The sequence below is a fragment of the Flavobacterium salmonis genome (assembly GCF_903819435.1).
Classification (GTDB): domain Bacteria; phylum Bacteroidota; class Bacteroidia; order Flavobacteriales; family Flavobacteriaceae; genus Flavobacterium; species Flavobacterium chungangense.
On record NZ_CAIJDP010000088.1, the window covers coordinates 82,947 to 97,007 of the forward strand.

General features: G+C 32.5%; 14 protein-coding genes. 7 read left to right on the forward strand and 7 right to left on the reverse strand.

The features are described 5' to 3' along the window. Nucleotides 1–49 precede the first annotated feature (49 nt). Nucleotides 50–1,609, reverse strand: coding sequence for an NAD(P)/FAD-dependent oxidoreductase (locus FLACHUCJ7_RS21590; protein ID WP_180910399.1), 1,560 nt, complete (start codon nt 1,607–1,609; stop codon nt 50–52). Nucleotides 1,610–1,720: 111 nt separating this feature from the next. On the opposite strand from FLACHUCJ7_RS21590, the gene FLACHUCJ7_RS21595 reads away from it, so the two are divergent. Continuing rightward, nucleotides 1,721–1,960: a hypothetical protein gene (locus tag FLACHUCJ7_RS21595; protein ID WP_031455959.1), complete on the forward strand. Its 240-nt coding sequence runs from the start codon at nt 1,721–1,723 to the stop codon at nt 1,958–1,960. A 72-nt stretch (nt 1,961–2,032) separates the two neighbouring features. Here the strand turns inward: FLACHUCJ7_RS21595 and FLACHUCJ7_RS21600 are convergent, their stop codons facing one another. From FLACHUCJ7_RS21600 to recQ, 3 genes are read right to left on the reverse strand one after another with little or no spacing between them, the layout of a single operon-like run. Beyond that, nucleotides 2,033–2,455, reverse strand: a complete 423-nt coding sequence (locus tag FLACHUCJ7_RS21600; RefSeq protein ID WP_123921936.1) for a hypothetical protein — start codon at nt 2,453–2,455, stop codon at nt 2,033–2,035. A 4-nt stretch (nt 2,456–2,459) separates the two neighbouring features. Next, complete coding sequence (locus FLACHUCJ7_RS21605) at nt 2,460–3,218, reverse strand: hypothetical protein (RefSeq protein WP_180910400.1); 759 nt, start codon at nt 3,216–3,218, stop codon at nt 2,460–2,462. 9 nt (nt 3,219–3,227) lie between these two features. Beyond that, nucleotides 3,228–5,420 (reverse strand): DNA helicase RecQ, encoded by a 2,193-nt coding sequence (gene recQ, locus FLACHUCJ7_RS21610; protein ID WP_078225805.1) that lies wholly within the window; start codon nt 5,418–5,420, stop codon nt 3,228–3,230. Between the two features lie 84 nt (nt 5,421–5,504). Here recQ and FLACHUCJ7_RS21615 point away from each other — a divergent pair, with 84 nt between their 5' ends. From FLACHUCJ7_RS21615 to lptB, 4 genes are all read left to right on the forward strand, one after another. Further along, on the forward strand, nt 5,505–6,470 hold the full coding sequence (locus tag FLACHUCJ7_RS21615) for a KpsF/GutQ family sugar-phosphate isomerase (protein WP_031455963.1): 966 nt from the start codon (nt 5,505–5,507) through the stop codon (nt 6,468–6,470). Beyond that, on the forward strand, nt 6,470–7,279 hold the full coding sequence (tatC, locus tag FLACHUCJ7_RS21620; protein ID WP_180910401.1) for a twin-arginine translocase subunit TatC: 810 nt from the start codon (nt 6,470–6,472) through the stop codon (nt 7,277–7,279). The genes FLACHUCJ7_RS21615 and tatC overlap by 1 nt, the downstream gene beginning before the upstream one ends. Further along, on the forward strand, nt 7,272–7,622 hold the full coding sequence (locus tag FLACHUCJ7_RS21625) for a carboxymuconolactone decarboxylase family protein (RefSeq protein WP_078225803.1): 351 nt from the start codon (nt 7,272–7,274) through the stop codon (nt 7,620–7,622). Before tatC ends, FLACHUCJ7_RS21625 begins: the two co-directional genes overlap by 8 nt. Nucleotides 7,623–7,788: 166 nt before the next feature. After that, nucleotides 7,789–8,529 (forward strand): LPS export ABC transporter ATP-binding protein, encoded by a 741-nt coding sequence (gene lptB, locus FLACHUCJ7_RS21630; protein ID WP_012022391.1) that lies wholly within the window; start codon nt 7,789–7,791, stop codon nt 8,527–8,529. A 91-nt stretch (nt 8,530–8,620) separates the two neighbouring features. Here lptB and FLACHUCJ7_RS21635 read toward each other — a convergent pair whose 3' ends face one another. Continuing rightward, a complete protein-coding gene (locus FLACHUCJ7_RS21635; protein WP_180910402.1) occupies nt 8,621–9,472 on the reverse strand; it encodes a GH25 family lysozyme in 852 nt (283 codons plus the stop codon). A 7-nt stretch (nt 9,473–9,479) separates the two neighbouring features. After that, on the reverse strand, nt 9,480–10,196 hold the full coding sequence (locus FLACHUCJ7_RS21640) for a CDP-alcohol phosphatidyltransferase family protein (RefSeq protein WP_078225801.1): 717 nt from the start codon (nt 10,194–10,196) through the stop codon (nt 9,480–9,482). Nucleotides 10,197–10,385: 189 nt separating this feature from the next. On the opposite strand from FLACHUCJ7_RS21640, the gene FLACHUCJ7_RS21645 reads away from it, so the two are divergent. Next, nucleotides 10,386–11,453 carry a putative type IX sorting system protein PorV2 gene (locus FLACHUCJ7_RS21645; protein ID WP_449536173.1) on the forward strand — a complete coding sequence of 356 codons (1,068 nt, stop codon included), beginning with the start codon at nt 10,386–10,388 and terminating at the stop codon, nt 11,451–11,453. A gap of 25 nt (nt 11,454–11,478) precedes the next feature. Then, the gene (locus tag FLACHUCJ7_RS21650; protein ID WP_078225800.1) at nt 11,479–12,609 is read left to right on the forward strand and encodes a lipoprotein N-acyltransferase Lnb domain-containing protein; all 1,131 of its coding nucleotides are present in this window, start codon (nt 11,479–11,481) and stop codon (nt 12,607–12,609) included. Nucleotides 12,610–12,615: 6 nt separating this feature from the next. Here FLACHUCJ7_RS21650 and FLACHUCJ7_RS21655 read toward each other — a convergent pair whose 3' ends face one another. Then, complete coding sequence (locus tag FLACHUCJ7_RS21655) at nt 12,616–14,010, reverse strand: sugar transferase (RefSeq protein WP_180910403.1); 1,395 nt, start codon at nt 14,008–14,010, stop codon at nt 12,616–12,618. Nucleotides 14,011–14,061: the final 51 nt, after the last annotated feature.

Sequence of the window (14,061 nt, forward strand, 5' to 3'; positions counted from 1 at the left end):
TCTCTAAAGTAATAAGAAATACAGACATTAAATATTTTCTGCTCTAAAATTATTTTAAAGTTTCCGCAATCATCAAAGCACATTTTTCACCATCAATTGCCGCAGAAATAATTCCCCCCGCATAGCCCGCTCCTTCTCCACACGGATATAAACCTTTTATTTGCAAATGCTCGTAAGTAATAGGATCTCTTGGAATACGAACCGGTGATGAAGTTCGGCTTTCCGGTGCATGCAAAATTGCTTCGTTGGTCAAATAACCCCGCATGGATTTTCCGAACTCTTTAAACCCTTCACGCAAAATTTGCGATAAAAATCCTGGAAAAACCTGCCCCATTTCTACCGAAGTGATTCCGGGAACATAAGATGTTTTTGGTATATCTGCTGACACTTTATTCTGAGTAAAATCAATCATACGCTGTGCCGGAACTTTTTGCGTTCTTCCTGCTAAATGCCATGCTTTTTGTTCAATACTTTTTTGAAATTCCATTCCGGCCAAGGCGCCAAATTTTGCAAAAGGTTTAAAATCTTCTAATTTCAATTCAATTACAATTCCGGAATTTGCCGTTGCCTGATCACGCTTAGAAGGCGACCAGCCGTTTGTAACAACCTCTCCCGGACTTGTGGCACAAGGAGCAATTACACCTCCGGGGCACATACAAAATGAATACATTCCGCGTCCGTTAACTTGTTTTACAATAGAATATGGCGCGGGGGGTAAATGTTCACCACGATAATCACAACTATATTGAATACTGTCAATTAATTGCTGAGAATGCTCTGCGCGTACACCCAATGCAAAAGGTTTTGCTTCAATAAAAATTTTCTTTTTATCTAATAACTCAAAAATATCACGTGCAGAATGACCCGTTGCCAAGATCAATTTATTGGCAAGAATCGTATCTCCATTTTGAGTTACAATTCCTTCAACTTCATTGTTTTTTAATAAAATATCGGTCACACGGGTATCAAACAAAACCTGACCACCAAATTCGATTATTTTGTTACGAATGTCTTCGATTATTTTAGGTAATTTATTGGTCCCAATATGAGGATGCGCTTCTACCAGAATATCTTCTGATGCTCCAAAAGCTACTAAAAGTTCTAAGATTCTGGTAACATCACCACGCTTTTTAGAACGAGTATATAATTTCCCATCTGAATAAGTTCCTGCGCCACCTTCTCCAAAACAATAATTAGAATCTTCGTTTACTATATGTTCGCGATTTATTGCTTTTAAGTCACGTCGGCGTCCGCGCACGTCTTTTCCTCGTTCGATTACAATTGGCTTTAGTCCTAATTCAACTAATTGCAAAGCTGCAAAAAGTCCTGCCGGACCTGCACCAACAACAATTACTTCCTGCGCTTTTGAAACGTCTTTATATACAGGAAGTTCAATTTTAGATTCCTGAAATGGTTCTCCTTTTAAATAAATAAATACTTTTAAATTGATCTTTATCGCTTTTTGCCGCGCATCAATTGATCGCTTCAGAATCGAAACATGTTGAATTTCCTGGGGAGATACTTTTATTTGTTTGGACAAATAGTCTTTTAGCAATAATTCATTTGCTGCTATTTCGGGAGTTACCTGAAGTAAAAGTTCTCTTGGCATTGTATTTTATTTATTCGATTAGCTTTTCTATTTATGAAAAGAATATGCAAAAATAACATTTTGAAGTGAGACTTTGTACCTTTGTGTCTTTGAAACTTTACACCTATAATAATGTCGAGAAAAATAAAACTAATTTGGGATTTTCGTGGTCCTGCTTCTGCAAAAACAGCGGAACATCATGAAATTCATTTGAAAGAATATATCGCAATCGAAAAACTCCCCTTAAATATAACGGGTTTTGAAGTCATCACCGAAATGCTGGCAATTGCTTTTATGGTTGTTACTGATGAAAACATGATTCAGGTAAGAGATGCTTTGAAACCACATCGAGGAGAACTGTATTCTGAGTAAGATGTAAATAAAAAATTCCAAATTCAAACTGAAAATTCAGTTTGAATTTGGAATTTTTTATTTTTTTAGGGATTAGAAACTAATTTTGTAGTCACTAAAGGTATAACTTTCATTTTTTTCTCCTGACATCTTAACACTTTTAAAATCTACCACTTCATCCTCATTTTTTACATTGTATATGTATATTTCAGGATCTTTTGCATTGGATGAAAGTTCATAGAATTTTCCTTTTTCTGTCCACCATTTCCCTTTTTCTGTAAAAGTTTCTATTTGACAGTCCTGCTTTGTTGTAAACATAATAACATAGGTGCCATTTTCAAATCTTTGCTGTATCCAGTGTTTTTCTACGCCTTCAATTTGTTTCTCAACTTCGAAACCTTTCCAAACACCAATTAATTTTGAGTCTTGTTCTTTTAGATTAGATGAAAAACTAAAAATTAAGAGTGATAATAAAATCAAACCTACTGGCGCAAATAATAAGGAAGCTTTTTTCATAAAATTAATTAACTGGTATTTCAATTGTTTTCATATAATCATTTAAAAAGATAAACATAAAAGATTCTACTTCTTTATCTGCTTTGTAAGCAGCTTCTTTTTCATTCAAATATTTATTTTCTTTCTTTTTGTTCTTTGAATTTCCAGAAATGCTCAAATCCAGCTTTTTATCAACATCAGCTGTCATTTCTTTAAATTCTTTTGCTTTTTGTTGGTATTCTTCAGTTTTCTTATAGTATTTAAAATAATCCTTTTTATAATCCATAAATTCCTGAGCAGTTAACTTTTTAGATTTTACCTTAACTCCATCTTTTAATTCTATAAGATTGTAATTTTCATACAAAGAACTATACCCCATATGAACATACTGCAATATTTTTCCAGAAGGGCAAATCAAAAGGCCGGAATAATAACTGCATTCAAAATTTTTATTTTCACCAAAAATGTTCTTATATATTGACGTCAAAAAGAAATGAGAATTTCCCTTATCATCTTCTTTGTATTCTTCTTTATAAATATTTTCAACAACTAATTTCCCATCCAAAAATTTAAAATAAGCAATATAACCTCTCCAATTAGCACTGGACGTTAAGGTAATTAAATTTGCAGGAATTGGATGTTCCTTAAAATAACCTTCTAATGGATTTGATTGTATGCTTAAAGTGTCCTTTTCTACTATTAAGTAATCTGGAACTTGGGCTGTCGCAAATAAATTTACCGTTGGAAGAAGAAAAATAAAGGTAAAAAAAAACTTTAAACTCATAGAAACATTTTAGTTTGCAACCTCACTAATAAACTTAATTCGCATCAGTCGTAATTCATCAATATCATATTCTCCATCGAATTCTTTAAGTGCATCTTCGATTTTATCGGATTCTGATTCCATGAAATAATCGTGAATTTCTTCCTGCTGATCATCATCAAGCATATCATCAACCCAATATTTGATATTTAACTTGGTTCCTGCATACACAATCATTTCCATTTCTTTAATCAAGGCATCCATGGAAAGTCCTTTGGCAGAAGCAATGTCACTTAATGGTAATTTTCGATCTATATTCTGAATAATATACAATTTATTAGCTGAATTAACTCCGGTTGATTTTACCACTAAATCATCGGGGCGAATAATATCATTATCTTCTACATATCGACTAATTAAAGCAACAAAATCGTTACCATATTTCTTGGCTTTTCCTTCCCCAACTCCATGAATATTATACAATTCTGTTAAAGTAATCGGGTATTTTAAAGCCATATCCTCAAGAGAAGGATCCTGAAAAACGACAAAAGGAGGAACTCCAAGTTTTTTGGCTACTTTTTTACGCAATTCACGTAACATCCCCATCAAAACTTCATCTGCAGTTCCTGATGATTTTCCAGCAGTGACAATAGCTTCATCTTCAGATTCATTATATTCATGATCTTCAGACATCATAAAAGAAACTGGTTTTTCAATAAAATCCAATCCGTTTTTGGTGATTTTAACTACTCCATAAGTTTCTATATCTTTAGATAAATATCCTGCTACGAGAACTTGTCGAAGAAGTGCCATCCAATATTTTTCGTCGTGGTCAGATCCTGAACCAAAAAACGACTGCGTATCTGTTTTATGTGCCTTAATAACCGCATTTATACGGCCAATTAAAGTAAATACAATTTCCTTTGATTTGTAAATATGCTTCGTATCGCGAACAATTTCCAACAACTTAACCACCTGATCTTTCGCTTCAATTTTGTTTTTAGGATTTCGCACGTTATCATCCATATCAGCCCCATCGCCATTATCCGGAAATTCTTCACCAAAATAATGCAAAAGAAACTTTCTTCTTGACATCGAGGTTTCGGCATAAGCTACAACTTCCTGCAACAAAGCAAAACCAATCTCCTGTTCGGCAACTGGTTTCCCAGACATGAATTTTTCTAGCTTTTCCACATCCTTATAAGAGTAGTAAGCCAAACAATGTCCTTCTCCTCCATCACGTCCGGCACGACCTGTTTCCTGATAATAACTTTCGAGAGATTTTGGAATATCGTGATGAATTACAAAACGAACATCCGGTTTATCGATTCCCATCCCAAATGCGATTGTTGCAACCACCACATCTACATCTTCCATCAAAAACATATCCTGATGTTTGGCACGGGTTTTTGCATCTAAACCTGCATGATAAGGAACAGCACTGATTCCGTTGACTTGCAAAACCTCAGCAATCGATTCTACTTTTTTACGACTCAGGCAGTAAATAATTCCTGATTTTCCTTTATGCTGTTTAATAAATCGAATAATATCCGACTCAATGTTTTTAGTTTTTGTACGTACTTCGTAATATAAATTTGGTCTGTTGAAAGATGCTTTAAAAGTACTCGCATCTGACATATCAAGGTTTTTCAGAATATCTTCCTGAACTTTTGGAGTTGCAGTAGCAGTAAGTCCTATAATAGGAACCTGTCCTAATTGTTTGATGATGTTTTTCAGATTTCGATATTCAGGTCTGAAATCATGACCCCATTCTGAAATACAATGCGCTTCATCAATTGCTACAAATGAAATAGGAACACTTTGTAAAAAAGCCACATATTCTTCTTTTGTTAAAGATTCCGGCGCAACATATAAAAGTTTAGTTAAACCAGATGTAATATCTTTTTTGACCTGAGCAATTTCTGTTTTTGTGAGAGATGAATTAAGTACGTGTGCAATTCCATTTTCAGAAGAAAGACTTCGAATAGCATCAACCTGATTTTTCATTAAAGCAATTAGAGGAGAAACAACGATTGCTGTTCCATCCTGAATTAAAGCAGGTAGTTGATAACAAAGAGATTTACCACCCCCGGTTGGCATAATGACAAAAGTATTTTTTCTATTTAAAATACTTGTAATAACTTGTTCCTGCAAACCCTTAAATTGGCTAAAGCCGAAATACTTCTTTAATTCTTTATGTATTTCAATTTCGTTTGAATTCATTCTTTATATTAATGGTATTTTGTATAAATTTGCATCATAAAGATACGAATTTCTTTCACATTCACAAATTTTAACTTTCCTGTTTTGATTACAAAAGAAAATATTTTAGCTATCGCAAAAAAAACAATACTCTCTGAAAGTGAGGCAATTACAAAATTAATTGATTTTCTTGATGAAAATTTTTACGAAGCAACACAACGCATCTACCAAACAAAAGGCAGATTAATTGTTACAGGAATCGGAAAAAGCGCCATTATTGCGCAAAAAATGGTTGCCACATTCAATTCTACCGGAACCCCTTCTATGTTCCTTCATGCTTCTGAAGCGATCCATGGAGATTTAGGAATGATACAAAATGACGACATTATAATTTGTATTTCAAAAAGCGGAAATAGCCCGGAAATTAAGGCCTTAGTTCCTTTACTAAAACGCTTTGGAAATATTTTGATTGGAATGACAGGAAATATAACTTCGTTTTTAGCAAAAGGTTCTGATTATGTTTTAAACACCACTGTTGATATGGAAGCGTGCCCCATAAATCTTGCTCCTACAAACAGCACAACAGCACAACTTGTCATGGGTGATGCACTTGCAGTCTGCCTTATGGAAATGCGTGACTTTAAACCCGAAGATTTTGCCGTTTATCACCCAGGGGGCGCTTTAGGCAAAAAATTATTACTGCGTGTAAAAGATATGATTGAGAATTCCTTAAAACCTATGGTTTCGCCGGACACATCTGTTAAAAAGGTAATTTTTGAAATCTCCGAAAAAAGACTTGGTGTAACTGCCGTTATCGAAAATGATAAAATAATAGGAATTATAACAGATGGGGACATTAGAAGAATGCTGAACGACAGAGATTCGATTGCAGATTTAACCGCCAAAGATATTATGAGTAAAAATCCAAAATTAGTTTCTTCAAATACCATGGCTGTAGATGCCCTGAATATTTTGGAAGATTTTTCGATAACACAATTGATTGTTTCTGACGATGGCCAATACAAAGGAGTATTGCATTTACATGACATTTTAAAAGAAGGAATTGTATAATGACAAAGAAAAACCTTAACGAAATGTCTTTTTTAGATCATCTTGAAGAATTAAGATGGTTATTGGTAAGAAGTACAATTGCCATACTTGTAATGGCTTTTTTTACCTATTTTATTAGCGATTATCTGTTCGATGTCATATTATTAGGACCTACAAGACCTTCATTTTTTACCTATCAATGGTTTTGCGACTTATCACATCAATTAGGATTTGCTGACAGCATTTGTATTACTGAAATGAATTTTATAATTCAAAATACTGAAATGGAAGGTCAGGTTAACATATTTGTATGGATGTGTATTTTATGCGGATTTATTCTGGGTTTCCCTTATATATTATGGGAGATATGGAAGTTCATCAGTCCTGCTTTATATGAGAAAGAAAGAAAAAATGCAAAGTTGTTTATTTTTGCCTCTTCATTACTTTTTTTCTTAGGTGTTATATTTGGCTATTATGTGGTAATTCCAATGTCAGTAAATTTCGTTGCCACGTTTTCGGTGAGTGATGTTGTCCAGAACCAATTTACCTTATCCTCTTACATGGGAATGGTAAAAACAAGTATTCTGGCTAGTGGATTATTTTTTGAGTTACCAATCATTATTTATTTTTTAACCAAATTAGGCTTGGTAACACCTGATTTTTTAAGAAAATACTGGAAATATGCTGTAGTTATCATTCTTATTGTAGCTGCAATCGTTACTCCCCCAGATGTTGTAAGTCAAACAATTGTAGCGATACCAATGTTAATTATATACGAAATTAGTATTCTTATATCCAAAATTGTTTATAAAAACAAAGAAAATGTCTGATATTATTCAAGAATTTAACGACTATCGTTCTAAAATGAACGAAAAATTACTGGCTGATAACAATAAAATTGTAAAGCGAATTTTTAATCTTGACACTAATGCCTATGCACCAGGAGCTTTGGATGTAAAAACAAAAGAACTTTTAGGTTTAGTGGCTTCTGCTGTTTTACGATGTGACGACTGTGTAAAATATCATTTAGAAACAAGTCATAAAGAAGGAGTAACCAAAGAAGAAATGATGGAAGCAATGGGAATCGCAACTTTGGTTGGAGGAACAATTGTAATTCCGCATTTAAGAAGAGCATATGAATTTTGGGAAGCTCTTGAAGAAGCAGGTAATTAGACAATGAGATAATTAGTCAATTAGATAATTTTAAACATGATTTGTTAATTCTCTTAATTGATTAATTTATTTTAACTTATTTTGCCTCTCTCAAAGATAAAAAATATATTTCTACAGAATTGAATTATCTAATTATCCAATTGACACATTATCTAATTAAACAAAAATGAAGCTAAGAGCCGATAATTTAATCAAAACCTATAAAGGCCGCAGTGTTGTAAAAGGAATTTCCGTTGAAGTAAATCAGGGAGAAATCGTTGGGCTTTTGGGGCCAAATGGTGCCGGGAAAACAACCTCTTTTTACATGATTGTGGGATTAGTAAAGCCAAATCAGGGAAACATTTATCTGGATGATTTGAATATTACCGATTATCCAATGTACAAACGCGCACAACAAGGAATTGGTTATTTAGCACAGGAGGCTTCCGTTTTTAGAAAACTAAGCATTGAAGATAATATCTTAAGCGTTTTACAATTGACTAAACTTTCAAAGGAAGCACAGATTGCAAAAATGGAAAGTTTAATTGAAGAATTCAGTTTAGAACATATTCGTACCAATCGTGGTGATTTACTTTCAGGAGGAGAACGACGACGTACTGAAATTGCTCGTGCCTTGGCCACAGATCCAAAATTCATTTTATTAGACGAACCTTTTGCAGGAGTTGACCCAGTTGCGGTTGAAGATATCCAGAGAATTGTAGCTCAGTTAAAAAACAAGAATATTGGAATCTTAATTACCGACCACAACGTTCAGGAAACTTTGGCTATCACAGACAAAACCTATTTAATGTTTGAAGGTGGAATTTTGAAAGCAGGAGTTCCGGAAGAATTAGTTGAAGACGAAATGGTTCGCCGTGTTTACCTTGGGCAAAATTTTGAGCTGCGTAAGAAGAAATTGGAATTTTAAAAATAATTTATAGTAAAATAGTAATGGGAAGAACTAAAACATTTATTTTAATTCTTCCCATTTTTCTTTTCACTACTCTTTACAAAAAAAACTAATCGACTGTGATGAACTGCAATTGTTGTAGATCACCATTATAAATGTTTATATCTACAGTACGATCAATTCCTGGTACATTTGCTTTTTCTGTAAACTGCCAAAATAACCAGTCATCTTCAATTTTTTCTCTGTAGAAATTATAATTGGCTATCCAAAATAAATATTCCCCAAATTCATCTTTTAAAAAATCTGAATAATAACGCTCCCCTGTATAAATGATTGGGCGTACTTTGTAATGATCTTCTACTTTTAAAAGCCAGCGTTTCAATCCTTTTTTCAAACTATCCAAAGATTGATTTTTTGGCAATTTTTCTATATCCAAAACTGGAGGCAAATCACCTTTTTCAAGTTTAACCGTTTTAATAAAAAGATCGGCCTGTTCAATAGAATTTTCGTTTGGCCTGTAATAATGATAAGCCCCACGGATCATTTTATTTTTTTTGGCACCAATCCAATTTCGTTTAAACTGAAAATCTTTTCTGTCTCTTCCTATAGTTGCTCTTATAAACACATAATCAAGAGGATATTTTTGTTCTAAAGTATCTACATAAGACCACCTAATTTCGCCTTGATACTCAGACACATCCAACCCTATTGATTTTCCTTGATGTTTTGCCAGTACCTGAAAATTACGAATATCTGACAATCGTTTATCTTCAATTTCTTTTTCGGACAGCTTATTAGTTTTAAAACCAAAATAATACGCTAATCCGCGACGGTAATGATAAACTGCAAAAACAAACAATAATGCAAATAGGGATAAAAAAACAAAACGCAGTATCTTACCAAAGAATGATCTTCCTGATTTTTTGGACGTGGTTTTGCGATAAGTCGTTTTTCTTGCCATTGATAAACTACTTTTTCAAAAACGTATTATTTACAACCGATAATAGCACATAGAAAATAATAATTAAAGGAATAGCAATATAATGAATCACTAAAACCAATACGATTGAAACTAATAAGAACACTATTTGCAGAGCATTATCTTTAAAATTAAACTTCTTAATTTTTAATGAGAATAATGGGACTTCGGCATTCAGGATATAAGCGCTACACAAAACAATACCCAATAAAACCCAGTGATTTGTTAAAATTTCGAATACCATTAAGGAATCTGAATGTTCAATTACTAAAGGTAAACTCAAAATAAAAAGAGCGTTTGCGGGTGTTGGTAATCCTATAAACGAATCTGTTTGGCGAATGTCGATATTAAAATTTGCTAATCTATAGCAAGAACCTAAAGTCACAATAAATCCTAAAAAAGGAATAAAAGCAGATGCAATCACGTCATGCGGATGAGCGCTTTTTACAAATAAACTATACATAACATATCCCGGCACGACTCCACTGGTTACCATATCCGCCAAAGAATCCAACTGCAAACCAAGCGGGCTTGAAACTTTAAATAATCTGGCAAAAAAACCATCAAAAAAATCAAAAAATATTCCTAAACAAACCATATAAAACGCCATTTCATAATTTTGTTCAGAAACAAAAACTACGGCAATACAGCCACAAAAAAGATTGATTAGTGTAATTAAATTAGGAATGTGTTTTTTAATATTCATCTTTTATAATTTTGAAGATCCAAGGAGCAAATTTAGCATAATAAGTCAATCTTATCTGCGTTTTTAATAGAGTTTTTTATTCTAATATTCGACTTTTATATTATTTATGAAAAGGAAGAAATAAGCTCGGTAAAAAATTATATTTTTGGTAAAAATTAAAACAAGCCTAGGTTTGAAAAAATAAATACGTTGAAAAAAATCTTAGTATTTTTATTGTTTTGGAATTGTGCTTCCCATTATGCACAGACTGTTCGAAAATATTCGAACGAGTTTATGAATATTGGAGTTGATGCAGCAGCTTTGGCAATGTCAAGCGCTGTTGTTGCTTCGACAAATGATGTTAATTCTGTTTATTGGAATCCGGCAGGTTTGACAAATCTTGAGGATCACCAAATTTCATTAATGCATGCCAATTATTTTGCAAATATTGCTCAGTACGATTATATTGGATATGCAATTCCAATTGATGACAGAAGTGCCTGGGGAATTTCAATGATTCGTTTTGGGGTAGATGACATTTTAGATACAACAGAATTAATAGATAATCAGGGCAATATTGATTACAACCGTATCAGTTTATTCTCGACAGCTGATTATGGTTTTACATTTTCGTATGCCCGAAAACTGCCAATTGAAGGATTTCAGTACGGTGTAAATGCCAAAGTCATTCGCCGTGTAATTGGTAAATTTGCTAATTCCTGGGGATTTGGATTTGATTTTGGCCTACAGTTTGAAAGAAACGGCTGGAAATTTGGATTGATGTTACGAGATATTACAACTACTTACAATGTTTGGAATATTGATGAAGAAGAATATAAGAAAATCTCAGATGCTATTCCCGGAGAAAATCAGGAGTTACCGGAAAGTACTGAGATTACATTGCCAAAAGCACAATTAGGAATTTCTAAAAAGTTTGAATTTCATAATGATACGAGTCTTTTGGTTGCAACAAACCTAAATATGCGTTTTGAACAGACTAACGATATTATTTCATCCAATATTGTGAGCATTGATCCTGCACTTGGACTTGAATTTGGTTATACTGAGCTTGTTTTTTTAAGAGGAGGAGTAGGAAACTTTCAAAACGTGACGCAATTAGACAATACAGAGAAATTAAATTTTCAGCCTAATATTGGGCTTGGCTTTAAATATAAAGGAATCCAGGTTGATTATGCTCTTACAGATTTAGGAAACCAAAGTACTGCTCTATATTCTAATATTTTTTCGCTTAAAGTAGACTTAGGAATCTTTAGATAAGATTTATTATTAAAAAAATCCAGCCATGAGAGGTTTTACGTTTCGAAAAATAATGTTTTTATTACTGATGTTCAATTTTAGTTTTGGACAAAGTTTACCCTTATCAAAAGAAGCACATGTAAGTGTATTAACTTGTGGACTTGGCAATGAATCTTATTCCTTTTTCGGACATACTGCAATTCGTGTAGCAGATACTGCAAACAATATTGATGTTGTATACAATTATGGCGCATTTGATTTCAGAACTCCAAACTTTGTGGCCAAATTTGCAAAAGGCGATTTACAATATTTCGTAATTGCACATTCTTATGCTGATTTTATAAATGAATATAATTACGAAAAAAGAAGTGTCTTTGAACAAGAACTGCTTATTTCACAAGAGGCAAAACAAAAACTTTTTGACAATTTAAATACTACTCTACTTTCCGAGGATCGTTATTACACCTATAAATTTATTGATAAAAACTGTACTTCTATGGTGGTTGATGTCATTAATAAAACATTAAAAAAAGACGTAATTACCAAAAAGGAAAATACGGATAAAACATACAGAAGCGTTTTATTTCCTTATTTTGACGGTCATTTTTATGAAAAGTTAGGAACGAGCATCATTTTTGGGACAAAAGTAGATCAATTAAGCACTAAAATATTTCTGCCTTTTGAGTTAAAAAATAGTTTAGAAAAAACAACTTTTGAAAATCATGCTTTTGTAAGCAAAAGCAAAACATTATTAGATTTTAAAAAAGAAACACCGGATTCGTGGTGGAATAACGTTTACAGTTATATTATTTTACTTGGTTTTATTGTCCTTATAAACAAAAAATTTATCGATAAAATTTATTTATTTATTTTGTCTGTAATGGGAATCTTTTTTTTCTCAGTTGGTTTTTATTCTTTTCACCAAGAACTGGCAATGAATTATAACATCTTGTTATTTAGCCCATTTTTATTGATTTTAATTATTTTATCAGCATTTAAAAATAAAAAATGGACCTATAAATTCGCTGTACTGCATTTGGTTTTATTACTTATTTATACACTCTTTATAATTAACAAAGCACACTTTTTTATTGTTTTACCAATGATTTTTACCAGCGGGATAGTTTTGGTAAGAGTTGCCATCAGAAATAAAAAAAGAATTCCGATAATCATTTAAAATTACTTACTGTCCTCTATAGAATAAAACTGTTGTAATGGTTCTAAAAGTAATACTCAGATCAAGGAATATGCTTCGATGTTTTATATAATACAAATCATATTGCAGTTTTATAAGACTTTCCTCTATAGATTCACCGTATGAATAATTAACCTGTGCCCAGCCTGTAAGCCCGGGCCTTATGACGTGTCTGGTTTCATAAAACGGCATTATATCTGCAATTTCTTTTACAAAAAATGGCCTTTCGGGTCTTGGGCCAATTACAGCCATATCCCTTTTCAAGACATTAATAAACTGAGGTAATTCATCAATTCTTGTTTTACGCATGAATTTTCCAAACGGTGTGATTCTTTTATCATTTGATGTCGCAAAAACAGCTCCATTAGTTTCGGAATTTTCAGTCATTGTCCTAAACTTATAGATTTGAAATATTTTTCCGTATTTACCAACTCGCTCCTGTGTATAAAACAGAGGTCCTTTATTCCAAAAGATATTGGCTATAAAAATGAAGGGAATAAAAACAGCGCAAAAACACAAACCCATTAAAGAAAAAATGGTTTCAAGAATACTTACCAATAATAGATATAACTTATTATTGTTACTCCTGCTAAAGGGGAAAAAACGATAAAAATCCCGAGAAATATATTGAACGGGAATTCGTTGCGTTTTACTTTCATAAACCTGGGTATATTCTCTAATAATATTTCCTGATTCAAGCAAATGAAGCAATTTTTGGTATAAATCGGAAGTAATTCCTTCTGTTTTTTGAGAAGCGATAACAATTTCAGAGATATTATTTTTACTTACAAAACTTAACAAATCACTCTTTTCAATTTCTTTAATGTAATTTAAAGAAAAATCCTCTTCGGCAGAATAATCAGCATTTACAAAACCAATAATCTTATAATGAGGATCAACGTTTTCCAGACCCAAAACGAGTTCGTCTGCCTGATGCTTGTTACAAATTAAAATTACATTTTGCGAAAATCGTTGCGTTGCCAAAAAGTATACATAAAAAAATCGCCAAAGCAATAAAGCACTCAAAACGGTAAAATAAAAAACCAGTATTGTTGATCGGTGTTTAGGTAATTCAGGCGATAAAACAGGAGTAAACAAATAAAGTAAAACTGTGGCTGTACTTGTTAAAACTACACTTTGAAGTATCTGAAACTGATTACTTGCAACTTGTAGATTATACATCTCGAAAATTGATCCAAAAATATATACATATCCTATCAATAACCACAGTCCCTGAAAATTTATGGTTTTAAATTCAAAATAATTATGATTAAAAAACGTACCTATCAAAAATAGCATTCCTAAAATAAACAGAGCATCAAAAAGACGAAGCAATATTTTACGTTCAGATATTTCGAAATGCATCTTGTTTTTAAAAAGCATAAAATTTTCAGGTTAATTTATGATTGACAAATGTATTATAAATATTGACAT